This is a genomic window from Polaribacter sp. NJDZ03, from assembly GCF_019263805.1.
GTDB lineage: Bacteria > Bacteroidota > Bacteroidia > Flavobacteriales > Flavobacteriaceae > Polaribacter.
In genome coordinates, this window is sequence record NZ_CP079195.1 from 495001 (window position 1) to 512104 (window position 17104).

Annotated in this window: 13 protein-coding genes and 1 riboswitch; of the genes, 5 read left to right on the plus strand and 8 right to left on the minus strand. The window is 28.9% G+C overall.

Going from position 1 to position 17104, the window contains the following annotated elements; all coding sequences use genetic code 11:
• Nucleotides 1–135 precede the first annotated feature (135 nt).
• The 5 genes from KV700_RS02075 (at nucleotide 136) to KV700_RS02095 (ending at nucleotide 9626) form a co-directional block, all read left to right on the plus strand.
• Nucleotides 136–2004 carry a DNA topoisomerase IV subunit B gene (locus tag KV700_RS02075; protein ID WP_218598916.1) on the plus strand — a complete coding sequence of 623 codons (1869 nt, stop codon included), beginning with the start codon at nucleotides 136–138 and terminating at the stop codon, nucleotides 2002–2004.
• Nucleotides 2005–2403: 399 nt separating this feature from the next.
• Nucleotides 2404–3339, plus strand: a complete 936-nt coding sequence (locus KV700_RS02080; protein WP_218598917.1) for a hypothetical protein — start codon at nucleotides 2404–2406, stop codon at nucleotides 3337–3339.
• A gap of 584 nt (nucleotides 3340–3923) precedes the next feature.
• On the plus strand, nucleotides 3924–6677 hold the full coding sequence (locus KV700_RS02085; RefSeq protein WP_218598918.1) for a DNA gyrase/topoisomerase IV subunit A: 2754 nt from the start codon (nucleotides 3924–3926) through the stop codon (nucleotides 6675–6677).
• A 166-nt stretch (nucleotides 6678–6843) separates the two neighbouring features.
• Complete coding sequence (locus KV700_RS02090; protein WP_218598919.1) at nucleotides 6844–8145, plus strand: LuxR C-terminal-related transcriptional regulator; 1302 nt, start codon at nucleotides 6844–6846, stop codon at nucleotides 8143–8145.
• Nucleotides 8146–8303: 158 nt separating this feature from the next.
• Entirely contained in the window at nucleotides 8304–9626 is a 1323-nt protein-coding gene (locus KV700_RS02095; RefSeq protein ID WP_218598920.1) for a LuxR C-terminal-related transcriptional regulator, read from the plus strand.
• 162 nt (nucleotides 9627–9788) lie between these two features.
• Here KV700_RS02095 and KV700_RS02100 read toward each other — a convergent pair whose 3' ends face one another.
• The 8 genes from KV700_RS02100 to KV700_RS02135 all read right to left on the minus strand — a co-directional run bounded on the left by KV700_RS02100 (nucleotide 9789) and on the right by KV700_RS02135 (nucleotide 16601).
• Nucleotides 9789–10919, minus strand: coding sequence for an ABC transporter substrate-binding protein (locus tag KV700_RS02100; protein WP_218598921.1), 1131 nt, complete (start codon nucleotides 10917–10919; stop codon nucleotides 9789–9791).
• Nucleotides 10919–11956, minus strand: a complete 1038-nt coding sequence (locus KV700_RS02105; RefSeq protein WP_218598922.1) for a GMP reductase — start codon at nucleotides 11954–11956, stop codon at nucleotides 10919–10921. The genes KV700_RS02100 and KV700_RS02105 overlap by 1 nt, the downstream gene beginning before the upstream one ends.
• Nucleotides 11957–12068: 112 nt before the next feature.
• A complete protein-coding gene (locus tag KV700_RS02110) occupies nucleotides 12069–12629 on the minus strand; it encodes a cobalamin adenosyltransferase (protein ID WP_166384890.1) in 561 nt (186 codons plus the stop codon).
• 29 nt (nucleotides 12630–12658) lie between these two features.
• Nucleotides 12659–13771, minus strand: a complete 1113-nt coding sequence (locus KV700_RS02115; RefSeq protein ID WP_218598924.1) for an ABC transporter substrate-binding protein — start codon at nucleotides 13769–13771, stop codon at nucleotides 12659–12661.
• A 1-nt stretch (nucleotide 13772) separates the two neighbouring features.
• Nucleotides 13773–14300 carry an alpha-ribazole phosphatase gene (gene cobC / locus KV700_RS02120; RefSeq protein ID WP_218598925.1) on the minus strand — a complete coding sequence of 176 codons (528 nt, stop codon included), beginning with the start codon at nucleotides 14298–14300 and terminating at the stop codon, nucleotides 13773–13775.
• Nucleotides 14285–15052 (minus strand): adenosylcobinamide-GDP ribazoletransferase, encoded by a 768-nt coding sequence (locus tag KV700_RS02125; protein WP_218598927.1) that lies wholly within the window; start codon nucleotides 15050–15052, stop codon nucleotides 14285–14287. The genes cobC and KV700_RS02125 overlap by 16 nt, the downstream gene beginning before the upstream one ends.
• 4 nt (nucleotides 15053–15056) lie before the next feature.
• Nucleotides 15057–16094, minus strand: coding sequence for a nicotinate-nucleotide--dimethylbenzimidazole phosphoribosyltransferase (cobT, locus tag KV700_RS02130; RefSeq protein WP_218598929.1), 1038 nt, complete (start codon nucleotides 16092–16094; stop codon nucleotides 15057–15059).
• A gap of 3 nt (nucleotides 16095–16097) precedes the next feature.
• A complete protein-coding gene (locus tag KV700_RS02135; protein WP_218598930.1) occupies nucleotides 16098–16601 on the minus strand; it encodes a bifunctional adenosylcobinamide kinase/adenosylcobinamide-phosphate guanylyltransferase in 504 nt (167 codons plus the stop codon).
• A gap of 272 nt (nucleotides 16602–16873) precedes the next feature.
• A riboswitch (cobalamin riboswitch) is annotated at nucleotides 16874–17093 on the plus strand.
• Nucleotides 17094–17104 lie beyond the last annotated feature (11 nt).

A 17104-nucleotide genomic window follows, 5' to 3' on the forward strand; every position in this document is an offset into this window, starting at 1 on the left:
TTTTTATAAGTTGATAAAATTTAGATAAAAGAATCGTTGAAATCCTGTTGATAACTAATTGGCTGAGTCCTTTTATTTTAGCTTGTTTAATGCTATTTTAGCAAGGCTTCAAACCTAACAATAGTAACATATTTCATGAGTCAAGAAACAAAATATACCGAAGATAATATCAGGTCTTTAGACTGGAAAGAGCACATAAGAATGCGTCCGGGAATGTACATTGGTAAATTGGGCGATGGGTCTTCTGCAGACGATGGAATTTACATTCTTGTAAAAGAAGTTTTAGACAACTCTATAGATGAGTATGTTATGGGCGCCGGAAAAACCATTGAAATCTCTATTCATGGAAGCAAAGTTATTGTTAGAGATTATGGACGTGGAATTCCTTTAGGTAAAGTGGTAGACGTAGTTTCTAAGATGAATACTGGTGGAAAATACGACTCTAAAGCGTTTAAAAAATCGGTAGGTTTAAATGGAGTTGGTACAAAGGCAGTAAATGCACTTTCGTCATTTTTTAGAGTAGAATCTTCTCGTGATGGTAAATCTGCTTCGGCAGAATTTAGCCAAGGAAACTTAGAAAACGAAGAGTTTTTAGAAGAATCTTCTCGTAGAAAGGGAACCAAAGTTTCTTTTATTCCGGATGAAGAAATTTTTAAGAAGTACAAATTTAGAAATGAGTATGTTGCAAAAATGCTCAAATATTATGTGTATTTAAACCCAGGTTTAACCATAATCTTTAATGGCGAAAAATTTATTTCAGAAAACGGACTGAAAGATTTATTGGAAGATAACAACAATGTAGATGATATGTTGTACCCAATAATTCACTTAAAAGGAGATGATATAGAAGTTGCCATTACGCATAGTAAAACACAATATTCAGAAGAATACCATTCTTTTGTAAACGGACAACACACCACGCAAGGTGGAACGCATCAATCTGCGTTTAGAGAAGCAATTGTAAAAACAATTAGAGAGTTTTACGGCAAAGCTTTTGAAGCTTCAGATATTCGTAAATCTATTATTTCTGCGGTTGCCATTAAAGTAATGGAACCTGTTTTTGAGAGTCAGACAAAAACAAAATTAGGTTCTACAGACATGGGAGGAGACTTACCAACTGTAAGAACTTATATAAACGATTTCTTAAAAACGAAATTAGATAATTACCTGCATAGAAATACTGATGTTGCAGATGCATTACATAGAAAAATTGTTCAGGCAGAGAAAGAACGAAAAGAGCTTTCCGGAATTAGAAAACTAGCAAAAGACAGAGCTAAAAAATCTAGTTTACACAATAAAAAATTACGTGATTGCAGAGTTCATTTAGGTGATACAAAAAAAGAAGCCTATTTAGAATCTACACTTTTTATTACCGAGGGAGATTCTGCCTCTGGTTCTATCACAAAATCTAGAAATGTAAATACACAAGCGGTTTTTAGTTTAAAAGGGAAACCTTTAAATTCGTATGGATTAAGTAAGAAAATTGTGTATGAAAATGAAGAATTCAATCTTTTGCAAGCAGCATTAAATATAGAAGATGGTTTAGAAGAATTGCGTTATAACAATATTGTAATTGCAACCGATGCCGATGTAGATGGTATGCACATTCGTTTGTTATTGATAACATTTTTCTTGCAGTTTTTCCCTGAATTGATAAAAGAAGGGCATTTGTATATTTTAGAAACGCCGTTGTTTAGAGTTCGTAACAAGAAAGAAACTTTCTATTGTTATTCTCAAGAAGAAAAACAAGATGCTATTAATAAATTAAGAGGGAAACCAGAAATAACTCGATTTAAAGGTTTGGGAGAGATTTCGCCTAATGAGTTTGTTCATTTTATTGGTGATGATATTCGTTTAGACCCAATTATGTTAGACAAAGAAATGTCTATAGAGCAGATGTTGGAGTTTTATATGGGGAAAAATACTCCGGATAGACAGAAATTTATTATAGAGAATTTAAAGGTTGAATTGGATACTATTGAAGATGAAGAGAGTCTATCTTAAATCTTATCCGATGGAAAGGACTTTGATTAGTTAATGATTCCGGTAATGATGGGTTGGAGTGAATTTAGCTAAAGCCTCTGTGTTGATGTAATTAAATACCTATGGATAAATCCATAGGCAATTCAAAAGGGAAGAAAAAGGTTTATTATGATTTTGAATTGTCACAGGCTTTAGCCTGTGTTTAATAAATGAGAAGAATATAGGCTTTAGCCAAATTTTAGAAGAGTTAAAAAGGAATTTGAATCTAAAAAGTTTTCTAAATAGTAATTTTTTTTAACCCTCTGAAGAATGTAAACCTAAAAAAATATAGTGGATGCAATTGGATACGTTCAATTAAAATAATACTGTTTTTTTGTATTAAAATTATTATGTTAAAGAAAATTTAAAAAAGAAACAATTATGAAGATTAAAATTACTTTATTTTGCTTATTAATTACATCAATAACTTTTTCTCAATTCCCAGGAGAAAGAACAAAAGAAACTCAAACAGGGCCAGATAAAAATAGTTATAAAATTAAGGATGTTATTCAATTAGGTAATGCTTTAAATGGAGAAACATTTAGAAATATATTTGCTTATAAACATAAAAGTGTATTAGATAATATAGATGATGCTCTTGCTCTAGATGTAGTTCCTTCATATGATGTGTTTGAAGACAAAGACAATAATATGATAATAAAAGGGGAATATATTATTCCAGTGTCAAAAGAATTTAATGGCTTTAAAGGAAAAATTAGATATTTTAAACGTGTTAAATCTGAAAATAATTATTATACTTTTGCTATTATTAAAGTTCCAAACTCTCAAATGAGATTAGCCGTACCATTGCAAAGTGCTATTTTAACAGGAGAAATGATTTCGAAGAATAAAGCTTTTGTTGCAAAAGAAATTGTAGAAAATAAAGTTTTAGATGAAATAAAGATAAAGTCTTTTTCAAATGATTATGATTTAAAATTATTGAGTTGTAAAGGAGATAAGAATACTCAACAAGTAAAAATTGAATTTTTAATTAAACATAAAAAGGTACATCAAGATATTTGTTTTAATAAAAGTATAAAAGATGCTAAAGCTTACGATTTAGAAGGAAATGAATATAACTCAGATATTGTTTCGGTTGGTTCAAAAGTTTCTTCAAAATTTGCTTCTTACATGTGCAATAAAGTACCAACAAATATTCCTGTTAAGGCTTCAATTAATTTTATTAAAATTCTTCCAACAGTAGAAAAATTAAGTTTTGTAACTATAAAGATAGGTTATAAGGATTCTGATGGAGGTTATAAATACGAATATGGAAATATTGAAGTTCAAAATTTAGATATTGATTGGGAGAATTAAAATAATAAAACAACTTGAGGAGTCAATTTAAAACTTCAAGGTTTTAAAAGTAAGTGATTTAGGTTTTATTTTTAGGGAGGTTAAAAGTCTGTATGTTTAAAATGATTAATAATGAGTTTGAAAATTTTAAGATTACAATTTGTTGTTTTAAGGTTAATAAAATAAAAAGGAAACAAATCTAAACCAATAATTTGTATCAAGACCTCACAGGTTTTTAAAACCTGTGAGGTCTGAAAATTATATTTTTGTAATGGTTTAGAAAATAAAAATTGAAGGTCTCAATTTGAGACCGCCAATTCTAAAACGATGAGTTTGCGTTATGTTTCAATGTTTTTTACAGAACAACGAGTTGCCATGTTAATTAGTTTAGATGAATTGGTGGAGAAGAAATAAAATAGGCCAGAGACAAATAAAATCGGTTATAAAAAAGATTAAGATTAAAAAATATAGTTGGCAAGTACGCTGCGTTAGGGATTGAAGCGACATCCTTTTTGCTTTTTTTGCAAAAAGATACAGCGCAAAGCCTGTTAAAACGCCCAAAAAATAAAATAAGTAAACTCTTAAACGAATAAACGTTTTTTTAAATGAGTGAAGAAATTAACGAGAACGAACACGAAGAAGAATTAACGATTCCAGAAAATCAATCTGATTCTCTAGAAAATCCGGCAGAAGCGGTAGAAACCATAACCAAAGTTACAGGGATGTACAAGGAGTGGTTTTTAGATTATGCTAGTTATGTGATTTTAGAAAGAGCGGTTCCGTCGTTAGAAGACGGGTTAAAACCAGTGCAGCGTAGAATTATGCATTCTATGAAAGATTTAGATGATGGACGTTACAATAAGGTAGCAAATATTGTTGGTCACACCATGCAATATCATCCACATGGAGATGCTTCTATTGCAGATGCTATGGTGCAAATTGGTCAGAAAGAATTACTGATTGATATGCAAGGAAACTGGGGTAATATTTTAACGGGAGATAGAGCTGCGGCTTCTCGTTATATTGAGGCACGTTTGTCTAAATTTGCGTTGGATGTTGTTTTTAATCCGAAAACTACCGCTTGGAAAATGTCTTATGACGGACGTAGAAAAGAGCCAATAGATTTGCCTGTAAAGTTTCCGTTATTGTTAGCGCAAGGAGCAGAGGGAATTGCGGTTGGTTTGTCTACTAAAATATTACCACATAACTTTATTGAATTAATAGACGCTTCTATAAAGTACTTAAAAGGGAGAAGTTTTAAGATTGTTCCTGATTTTTTAACAGGAGGAATTGCAGATTTCACCCATTATAATGATGGTAAACGTGGAGGGAAGGTAAGAGTTCGTGCTAAAATTCATCAGCTTGATAAAAAGACGTTGGTGATTAATGAAATTCCGTTTTCTACGACCACCACCACTTTAATTGATAGTATTTTAAAAGCCAACGATAAAGGGAAAATTAAAATAAAAAAGATTGAAGATAATACAGCAGCAGAAGTAGAAATTTTGGTGCATTTACCACCAAATGTATCGCCAGATAAATCGATTGATGCGTTGTATGCTTTTACAAGTTGCGAAACATCAATATCGCCTTTAGCATGTACTATAGAAAATAATACACCTGTTTTTGTAGGTGTATCAGAAATGTTAAAGCATTCTACAGATTTAACGGTTGATTTGCTTAAAAAAGAATTAGAAATTCAGTTAAACGAACTGGAAGAGCAATGGCATTTTTCTTCTTTAGAACGTATTTTTATTGAGAACAGAATTTACCGAGATATAGAGGAAGAAGAAACTTGGGATGGCGTAATTGAGGCGATAGACAAAGGTTTACAACCACATATTAAACATTTAAAACGTGCGATTACTGTAGACGATATTACACGTTTAACAGAAATTAGAATTAAGAAAATATCTAAGTTTGATATTGACAAAGCAAGACAATTTATAGAAGGTTTAGAAGAGAAAATTGCTGTAGTAAAAGATCATTTAGCAAATTTAATTGAGTTTGCAATAAATTATTTTAAACGTCTAAAAGAGACGTACGGAAAAGACAAAGAACGTAAAACAGAAATTAGAATTTTTGATGATATTGTGGCTTCTAAAGTGGCAATGAATAATGCAAAACTCTATGTAAATAGAGAAGAAGGGTTTATAGGAACTTCTCTAAAAAGAGATGAGTTTATAACTGATTGTTCTGATATTGATGATGTTATTATCTTTAGAAAAGATGGAGGGATGATGGTGTCTAAAGTAGATACTAAGACCTTTGTAGGTAAAGATATTATTTATGTTGCTATCTTTAAAAAGAAAGACAGAAGAACCGTTTATAATTTTATGTACAGAGACGGTGCTAGAGGTGCGTCTTACATGAAGCGTTTTAATGTTACGTCTGTTACTAGAGATAAAGAGTACGATTTAACAAACGGAAATAAAGGATCTATTGTGCATTATTTTACTGCAAACTTAAATGGAGAAGCAGAAGTTGTAACGGTTAATTTACGTGCAGCTGGTAGTGTTAAAAAGTTAAAATGGGATATAGATTTTGCAGATTTAACGGTAAAAGGTAGAGCTGTAAGAGGAAATAGAATAACAAAATACGCCATTAAATCTGTAGATTTTAAATCTGAAGGTGTTTCTACATTAAAACCTCGTAAAATTTGGTTTGATGATACTGTGCAGCGTTTAAATGTTGATGAAAGAGGAGAGTTGTTGGGAGAATTTAGAGCAGAGGATAAGTTATTAATTATTACACAAAGTGGAAAAGCAAAAGCGGTAAAACCAAATTTAGCGATGCATTTTGAAGATGATATGATTGTCTTAGAAAAATGGAAGCCTAACAAGCCAATTTCTGCTATTTATTTTGATGGTGAAAAAGAGCGTTATTACGTAAAACGTTTCTTAATTGAAACAACTGAAAAAGAAGAAGAATTTATTTCTGATCATGTAAAAAGTCAATTAGAAATTGTTGCAACTGATTATAGACCAATTGCTGAAGTTCAATTTTCTAAAAGAAGTTTAGAAAATGAAGAAGTCAATTTTGAAGAATTTATTTCTGTTAAAGGAATTAAAGCACAAGGAAACCAGTTAACAACCGAAAAAATAAAACAAGTTAGGTTATTAGAACCCTTACCTTTTAATGAACCAGAAGAAGAAGTATCTGAAGATATAGATGATGCTGAAGAAGAAGTTATTGAAGATGAATTGCCTATTGATATTCCGATACCGGAAACTAAAAAACCTATTTTAGAAGAACTTTCTGCAGAAGAAAAAGCAAAAATTGCATTGCAAAAATCGATAGCAAGAAAAAAAGCAGAGCAGAAAAAAATAGATGATGAAAATCAGACAAAGTTGTTTTAATTTTAATATTTTATGGAAGATAATTCTACATTAAAGAATAACGATATAGATAAAAAAGAAAAAAAAATACCTGAAATTCAATATCAAAAGAAAAAAATAAAACAACAACAAGAGCAGCAACAGCAATAATAATAATAATAATAATAATAATAATAGGAAAGTATATATGAAATTTAAGGTACTACTAATATTTCTTTTTTTTGTAGTATCTACTTTTTCTCAATCTGACGTTTATTATTTTAAAGATGCTAGTAGTAGTTTTAGTTATAAAGATATTGACAAAGTAGAATTTAAACCTTTAGAAAAGGATATTTTAGAAGAAAAATCTGGAGCTACTTTTTGGTTTAAGATACCAGCTAATAAAACATATTTAAGTTATATTTTTAGAATTATAAGTATAAGAGCTACGAATGCAAAGGCGTATCAAAATTTAAGAGAAATTAAAAAATTAAAGAATCAAAGGTATTCCTCTTTTAAATTTTCTAGAGAAGCGCCAATATATATAAAAGTAAGTTCTAATTTTAGTGCCTATTTTCCTGTTGAATTAAATACAGAAGAAGACGCTGCTTTTAAAGAAAAAGTACAATTACTTATTGATGGTTTTTATTATGGAGTTGCTTTTTTAGTAATTCTGTTTAGTCTTAATTATTTCTATTTTTTTAGAGACAATTCATTTTTATACCATGCTATTTTATTAGCCAGTCTAACTTTTAGTTTTATATTATCTGATGGTATTTTGCATTTATTTAATGTTGATGAAAAATATATTCAGTTTTTAATTTTATTAAATTTCACTGTTCTAGCTTACTTTGCATCAAAGTTTGCAAATAGTTTTCTGTTATTAGATATCTATTATCCTAAAGTAAAAAATTATACTTATACAATAGGAGTAGGTATTATTTTATTTGTAATATTATTTTTAATTTTTAAAAAAAACGAATTATATATAACCTTAGGTGTTTTAACAGCTATACTTTTATTTATCTATTGGTTTTTAGGTGTGTTACTTTTTAAGGAAAATACACATACTAAATTATTTACATTTTCTTATGTAATTATATTGTTTAGCGGAATTGATTTTTTTATTTTAAAAAATTTCGGAATTTCTTTATTTGAAACCAATGCTACTAATTTAAAAATTGGTGGTTTTATACAAATTATAATCCTCTCTTTTGCTGTGTTATATAGGGAAAAGGATTTAAGGAAATATAATTCTTTAATGAAAAAAGATATTATAAAGTTTTCTAAAGAAATAGAACAACTTACAGTACAAGAAGAATCTATAAAGATAAATTTAGATGTTTTAAGTTTTAGAGAAAGAGAAATTTTTAATTTAATTGTATCTAGTAAGTCTAATAAAGAAATAGCAGCTGAAGTAAATATCTCAGTGAATACCGTTAAGTTTCATGTCAAAAACATTTATGGAAAATTAAATATTAAAAGTAGAAAAGAAGTTTTAAAAATTTAAGCTATTTTTAAGAGCTAATTAGAAAAAGAAAATTTACATTAATTTGAAAAAAAATAATATTTATTTAAAATGTAGTCGTAGTTTTTCTTCTATTTTTGTTTTTTAATTTCTTATATATCTATTTATATAAGACATTCTATTTTTAAAAAAAACCATTAATGAAAATTAAACTACTCTTAATCTTTCTTTTTATAGTTGGGTTTAATACTTTTTCTCAATCTGATGTTTATTATTTTAAAGATACTAATAGTAGTTTTAGTTATAAAGATATTGACACAGTAGATTTTAAACCTTTACATAAACAAGTTTTAGAAAGACATTCTAAAGCTACTTTTTGGTTTAAGGTACTTGAAAATGAAACGGATATAGACTATATCTTTAGAATAAATAATATAAGAGCAATAAATGTACATGCATACCAAAAGAATAAAGAGATTTCTAAATTAAGTAATCAAAGATATATTTCTTTTAAATTCTCTAGAAAAGATCCGGTATACATAAAAGCGAGTTCTAATTTTAGTTCTTATTTCCCTGTAGAATTGAGTACAATTGAGGAGGCTACTTTTACAGAAAAAGTGCAACTTAGTATTAATGGGTTTTACTATGGAGTAACTTTTTTGGTAATTATTTTTAGTATTAATTACTACTGTTTTTTTAAAAATGTTGCATTTTTATATCATGCTTTTTTGCTAATTAGTATTTCTTTTAGTTTTGTAATTTTTGATGGTTTATTAAATGTTTTTAATGTTGACCAAAAAATAATAGAATTCTTAATTTTACTAGATTATATTTTATTAAGCTATACATCATTAAAATTTGGAAATAGTTTTGTTTTGTTAGATAAGTATTTTCAAGGGGCTAAGAAGTATACTTTTGGTTTGTTTCTAATCATTGTTTTATTTGTTATCTTATTTATTATTTTTAGAATAAATGAATTCTATATAATTCTAAGCGTTTTAACATTGCTACTTTTATTTATCTATTGGTTTTTAGGTATTTTACTTTTTAATAAAAACAACTATACGAAGCTCTTTGTTTTTTCTTTTGCAATTTCATTATTTAGCGGATTAGACTTTTTTGTTTTAAAGAATTTTGGTGTTTCGTTATTTGAAACAAATGCAACCAATTTAAAAATGGGGGGCTTTTTACAAATTTTAGTTTTATCATTTGCTGTTTTGTTTAGAGAAAAAGATTTAAGAAGATATAATTTCTTTATGAAAAATGAAATTATAAAGTTCTCTAAAGAAATAAAACATCTTACAACTCAAGAAGAACTTTTAAAAGTAGATTTAGACAACTTGAGTTTAAGGGAAAGAGAAATTTTTAACTTAATAGTATCTAGTAAGTCCAATAAAGAAATAGCAAGCGAAGTAAATATCTCTGTAAATACCGTTAAATTTCATGTAAAAAATATTTACTTAAAATTAGATATCAAAAATAGAAAAGAAGCATTAACCATTAAAAAAGTCATAAAACACTAGGGTTTTTAGAAGAACCACCTAAAGACTACCTTAATACTACCCCAATACTACCCGTAAAATAACAAGAATAACTTACTATTTATAGTATTTTTGAAGTAGAAATTTCCCCCAAAATTTTTCAATAACAAAAGGCCTTCAGTATCTTACTGAAGGCTTTTTTTTTTATTTCATTTTTTCAAAAAATGTCATTTTATAATTTGGTAACAAATCTGGATTTGTAATTTTTATAAAATCTTTCAAAACTAAATCTGGTCTTGTAGGTGCTAATTCAAAATAAATGATACCACCAGTCTTACCTTTCTTAATTGTTGAAGTGTAAATTTTATCATTTTTAAAAGCATCAAATTCTGCATAAATTTTATTGCTTTGTAATAATTGTTCTTTGGTAGAAAAATATCCAGGAGAAATCCAATAATCAGCATTTTGGCCTTTATCAAAAATACTTTCAAAACTTAGAGACAAGCTTCCTTTTCCTTTTGTGTCTTGCCACAAGTAATTTAGGTTTGCATCCTTTATAAATTGTGCAACAAAACTTTCTCCTGCAGGTAAATTCCAAATATCTTTACTCATGATTGCTCCAGACAAAATGGTGGGCTTGTTGGTTGATTTTAAAGCTATTTTTTTAGCCTCTAAATAATTACTTTCAATTACTTTAAAAATACTATCAGCTTGTTTTTCTTTATTAAAAAGAACACCAAAGAATTTAATCCATTCTGCTCTTCCTAACGGAGTTTCTTCTAACCAATCTCCATTGTAAATTACATTTATACCAGCTCTTTTAACGGTTGTCAAACTTTTATCTGCAGAAGAAACACTATAGCCAACAACTAACTTGGGTTGCAGGTCCAATAATATTTCTGTATTTAAAGAGGTTTCTTTTCCTATTTCTTTTATTTTTCCGTCATCTATTAATTTTCTAGTTTTTTCTGATGAAACATATTTAGTATAAGGAAAACCAATAATGGAAGTTTCTTCATTTAATAACTCAACCATGGGAATATGAGTTGTAGATGTAACTACAATCTTTTGAATAGGAGTATAGATGGTGTTTTCTATAGAGGAGCTATTTTCTAATTTGTTTATAATAATATATTCAGAAACTTCTTTAGATTTTTGATAAGCAGATTTTATAATTAACTTTTTAATACCTTGATCATCAATAATATCAAACCCTTTAGCATATTTAATACTACTTTCGGATTGTGAGTTTTTATTAACGTTAACGATTTCTTTTTTACAAGAAATCGTTAACGTTAATAAGAATAAAACAAGAATAAAATTTAAATTTTTCATTAAGAATATACTTGATTTTCCTGTTCTTGGACTCTAATAAAAGTAGTTCTTTTCGTCAATTCTTTTAATCTGCTTGCACCAACATAGGTACATGTAGATCTAATTCCGCCTAAAATATCTATAATGGTATCTTCTACATTTCCTCTAAAAGGAACGTCAACCGTTTTGCCTTCAGAAGCTCTATAGTTTGCAACGCCACCAACATGTTTATTCATAGCAGTTGTAGAACTCATTCCGTAAAAAGCTTTGAATTTTTCTCCATTTTTTTCAATCAATTCACCACCACTTTCTTCATGACCAGCAAGCATACCACCTAACATTACAAAATCTGCACTACCTCCAAAAGCTTTAGAAAGATCTCCAGGAATTTTACAACCTCCATCAGAAATAATTTGACCGCCCATTCCGTGAGCAGCATCTGCACATTCTATGATAGCAGATAATTGTGGATAACCAACTCCGGTTTTTACACGCGTTGTACAAACAGAACCAGGACCAATACCAACTTTAATTATATCAGCGCCAGCTAATAATAATTCTTCTACCATTTCACCTGTTACCACATTACCAGCAATGATTACTTTATTTGGGTGATTTTTACGCATTTTTTGAACAAAATTTACAAAATGTTCAGAATAACCGTTGGCAACATCCACACAAATAAAGTTAATTTGAGGAAATTCAGATAAAATTTGCTTCACTTTTTCCGAATCTTCTTTTCCAGTTCCTGTACTAACTGCAATATTATTTAATGTTTTTTTATCCGCTTTTGCGGCAAAACTTCTCCAATCTTCAATAGAATAATGTTTATGTATTGCAGTAAATAGACCATGTTTTGCAAGTGATTTTGCCATTTCAAAAGTACCTACGGTATCCATATTTGCCGCCATAATTGGTATTCCTGTCCAAACAATATCACTATGTAAAAAAGTAAATGTTCTTTCTAAACTTACTTGCGAACGAGATTTTAGTGTAGATCTTTTAGGACGAATCATAACATCTTTAAAACCTAATTTTAATTCATTTTCTATTCTCATCTCTATCAAAATTGTTAAGTGATAAAGGTATTAAATTTGAAAATGGTTTTATTAGATTATCGATGGAAATGAGTTTGATTCGAATAAAAATGAAATGTAATTTTACTATAAATTAATAACTCTTACTAACAAAAGGAGTTTCTTTAAAACCAGTTACTTTATTGATTAGAATTGTGGCGGTAAAAAAATAGTTACAAAGTAAATTTGCGAATTTTGGTAAAATATCTGCAACTTCTTTGTTTTCATTATTATGTATAATAACCATTAATCTAACGGCCTTCTTTGAAAGTGAAGAACACTGATTCAAAATACCTACAGGAGATTTTCCTCCAGGTAAAACAAAACCAGAAATAGTATCTTCTACTATTAACTTCATCTTTCTATAATGATCTAATAATTGTTGATGATCATTTTCTGTAATAGCTAATTTCCCTCTTATCGAACCATTAAGATGGTAGCAAAGAGGTACTAACCAGTTTAATTCTTTTTCTAGTTTTTTTAGTTCTTCGCTATTAGGGTAATTTAAGATTAAAACAGAGAGTTCGTTAATAGCCCAAGCTACTGAACGAGTTAGTTGATCTGTTTCTATTTCATAATCGCAAAGAGAAGAATCTTCATATATAAAAGGATAACAAAGCTCATCTATGTTAGATTTTGGACGTAATTTTTTCATTAAAATTATTATTTTTATAGAAACTTAATTTAATTCATTTTTGCGAAGAAAGTTAAGCTATAATTTGGCAACAAATTTGGGTGCGTAATTTTTATTATGTCTTTTAAAAGTAAATCTGGTCTTACAGGAGCTTTTTCAAAGTAAATAAGTCCGCCCGTTATTCCTTTATTAGTGGCATAGGTATATACGTTTTTATTCTTAAAAGTATTAAAAGAATTGTAAGATTGATTAGATCTTAACATTTCTTCTCTGCTTTCAAATAAACCACAACCAATCCAAAAATCGGCATCTTTTCCCTTGTCTAAAACACTTTCTATACTTAAAGGTAAGCTACCATTTCCTTGTGTGTTTTTCCATATATAATTTGTGTTGGCATCTTTAAAATAAGTAGCAATAAAACTTTTACCAGCTGGCATATACCAGGTATCTTTAAATAAATTTCCAGAAATAATAGTGGGAATAGTTTTTGATTTTAAAGCTATTTTTTTCACAGCTAAATAATTAGACTCAATAACGTTAAAAATACTGTCTGCTTCTTTTTCTTTGTTGAATAAAACACCAAAAAACTTAATCCATTCTGCGCGACCTAAAGGAGTATCTTCTAACCAATCTCCATTATAAATAACAGGAATTCCGTTTCTCATAATCGTTTTATATGTTTTATTATTACCATTTAAGCCAAAACCAATGACGAGATTTGGTGCTAATTCTAGTAGTTTTTCTGTGTTCATAGATCGTTCACTACCTAACTCAACAACCTTACCATCAGCAATACGTTTTCTAGTTTTTTCTGATGAAATAAATTCTGTTTGTGGAAACCCTGTTAAATACTTTTCTGCACCAATTTGTTCTAACATTGATATATGGGTAGTACTTGTAACCACGATGTTTTTAATAGGGATTTTTAATTCATTTTTACTTAAATCCGTTTTATCGCCAAGTAGGTAGGTAAATTCTTCTTTAGAGTTTTGATACGGTTTTTTTATTACCAATTTTTTCTGATTACCTATTGTAATTATGTCAAAACCTTTTGCATACTTTATGGTGCTTTTTAGCGTTGTTTTTACTGTTGCTTGATTTGCTTTTTTTTGACAAGAAAAGAAGAGACTACTTATAATTAAGAAAGCTAAAAGATGTTTCATTTTAATAATTTATTTCTAAAACTTGTGCGTATTGTAATTTTAAATCAAAAGATTTTTCTAAAGGGATTTTATTGATAAAAGAATGCAAACTTCTCATAACACCTGCATGTGTTATAATAACAACCTTTTTGTGTTTTTGCTTGCTTATTTCTAAAAGAAAATTTGTAGTTCTTGCATGTAAATCTAAATATGATTCGCCATTTGTTACAGCAACCTTTACAAAGTCATTCATCCAAATATCTAATTCAGTTTTATTGATATCGTTCCAGTTTTGTAGTTCCCAATCTCCAAAATTTAACTCTTTTAAACGATCATCAAAAAGAACTTTATTTGAAAGTTTTTCGGCTAGCTTTTTACACCTTTTAAGTGGACTACTATAATAAACAGTTTCAGCATCATAAGTAGAAACTTTCTTTAAAATAGGTTTAATTTCCTCTAAAAAAGTATCAGTAACATCAAGATCCGCTTGTCCGTAGCAAATTCCTTTTGCTATTTTGGGGGTTGTATGTCTAATTAATATAATCTCCATAAAACGAGTATAAAAAGATAAAAAATAACTTCTGCAACTTGTTGCAAAGCACCCGCACAATCTCCTGTTTGTCCGCCAATCCATTTCTTAAAAAAACGAGCTACATACCAATACGTTATTAATAAAGGTATAAGACATAGAAATACTCTGTAGTTTTGAAAAAAGAAAAGAGGTAAAATTCCAAAAAAGAAAGAAATCACTAAAGATTTTGTACTCATTTGTGTTGTTGTCGGCTTTATTTTAGAAGTTTCAATATCTCTTACATACGGATGCGTGTAGAGTAGGATAGTAGCAATAAAACGACTAATGGCATGACCAGAAATAATAAGTAATGGAATGTTTATAGCGGATAAACTAAGCGCTTGTATTGCTGAAAATTTTAATAAAAGAATTGAAAATAATCCTATAACTCCAAAAGTTCCTAATCTGGAATCTTTCATGATTAGTAAGATTTTTTCTTTGGTCCAGCCACCTCCAAAACCATCGCAAGAATCGGCAAAACCATCTTCATGAAAAGCTCCAGTTGCCCAAATAGAAGAAATCATACTTAAAATAATAGAAATTTCTGGAGTAAAAAGAAACGTTGCCAAGTAGTAAACCAAAGCAGCAATAGATCCTACTAAAATACCTACTAAAGAAAAGTATCGGTTACTTTTATTTAGCATTTCAGAGGAATGCCCGACCCATTTTGGGCAAGGTATTCTTGTAAAGAATAATATGGCTGTTAAAAAATAATGAATTTCTTTTTTCATAGCTTTAAGCTTCGCTGATATTGGCGCTTTCAAAAGTAGCCATTTCGTTTAAAAATAGCACCGAAGATTGAATAATAGGCAGTGCAACTGCAGCTCCAGTACCTTCTCCGAGACGTAAACCTAAATTTAAAATAGGTTTTACATTTAAGTGATTTAATATTTTTTGATGCCCTTGTTCACCAGACGAATGTGTAAAAAGACAGTAATCAAGTACATTTTTATCAATAGCAAAAGCAGCTAACAAGGCAGCTGTAACAATAAATCCGTCAATTAGAATTGTCATTTTTAAAGCCGCTGCTTCTAAAATGGCACCCGTAATCATTACAATTTCGAAGCCACCAAAAGCAGTAAGTGCATCTATTGGTGAATGTATTGTTAATGAATGTTTATCGTATACTTGTCTTAAAACAATCTTTTTTTGTAGAAGACCTTCATCATTTAAACCTGTTCCTTTTCCCACACAATTCTCAATGTTAACGGCTGTAAAATAACTCATTAAAAGTGCTGCGGAAGAAGTGTTTCCAATCCCCATTTCACCAAAACCAATGGTATTACAGTTCTCTTTAAATAGAGTGTTTACAATTTCTTTTCCTTTTTCTAGCGCAGTATTACATTCTGTAATTGTCATCGCTTTTTCAGTAGAAAAATCTTTGGTTCCTTTTGCTATTTTAGCAGATATTAATTGATTATTTGGAGTGAAATCTGCATTTACACCAGCATCAACAATTTTTAAATTGATGTTGTTTTGTTTGCAAAAAACATTAATTGCAGCACCTCCGTTTAAGAAATTTAGCACCATTTGTTGCGTTACTTCTTGCGGATATGGACTTACCTTTTTTGTTTTTGTAATTCCGTGATCTGCAGCAAAAACAACAATTGTTGGTGTTGTAATTTTAGGTGTTAATGTGTTTTGTATGCTACCAATTTTAATAGCAATATCTTCTAACATACCTAAAGCTCCGATAGGTTTTGTTTTAAAATCTATCTTTTTTTGAAGAGCATTTATTATTTCTTTAGAAAGAGGTGTAATTTTTGAAATCATGTTTTATTTTAATTTTAAGGGCAATCCAGAAACCATAAAAGTTGCTTTATCTGCTTTTTTTGCAATAAATTGATTCATCCAGCCTTGTAGTTCTGTAAATTTTCTTCCAGATTCTGTAGTTGCATGTAATCCCATACCAATTTCATTAGAAATAATGATAATAGTAGCATCAATTTCTACTAGTTTTTCTATTTCTTTTTTGGCTAATTTTAAAGATTCTTCTACATCATATTTAGTGTCAACATAAAAATTTGTTAACCATAATGTTACGCAGTCTACCACTACAGTAGATTTATCAACAATAACAGCACTAATATTTTTTTCTTCCTCAATGGTTGTCCAACGTTTGTCTCTATCAGAAATGTGTCTTTCTACTCTTGTTTTAAAATCTTCATCCCAAATTCTAGAAGTTGCCAAATAAAAGGGGTTTTTAGAAATTTCTTCAGCTATTTTTTTGGCGTAACTACTTTTACCAGATCGTTCTCCGCCAGAAATATAATGAATCATAAAGTTGTATAAAATATAAATACAAAGGTTAGAAACATTTTGTTAAAAAGGAAAGAATATCTTAAATAGTATTTAAATTGCTTTTCTTTTATGATTTATACCTAAAGTTATCGAGAATTTTTAAAGTAGTTATTTTATAAAGATTTAAGAAATGTGGACGTTATATAAATAGAATATTTTCTTAAAATGATTTTCTGAGAATACTTAGAATTTTGGAATGAATTAAGCTAAAAATTTATTAATTATTAGATTCTAGTAATTAGAAATAATCTACATTTGTGAAGAATTTAGGTTTTGTTTTTTTGAGAACAAATTAAAAGGGAATTTGGTTAAATACCGAAGCTGTTCCCGCAACTGTAAGTTTATGCTGAATTTATTTCAGTACCTTATTTAAGGATGTTATTAACTCTTTTACCACTGGCAGAAGTATGTTGGGAAGGTATAGTAACATAAAAACAAGCCAGGAGACCTGCCTAGATTTTTGAAAAATTAAAACTTTCGGG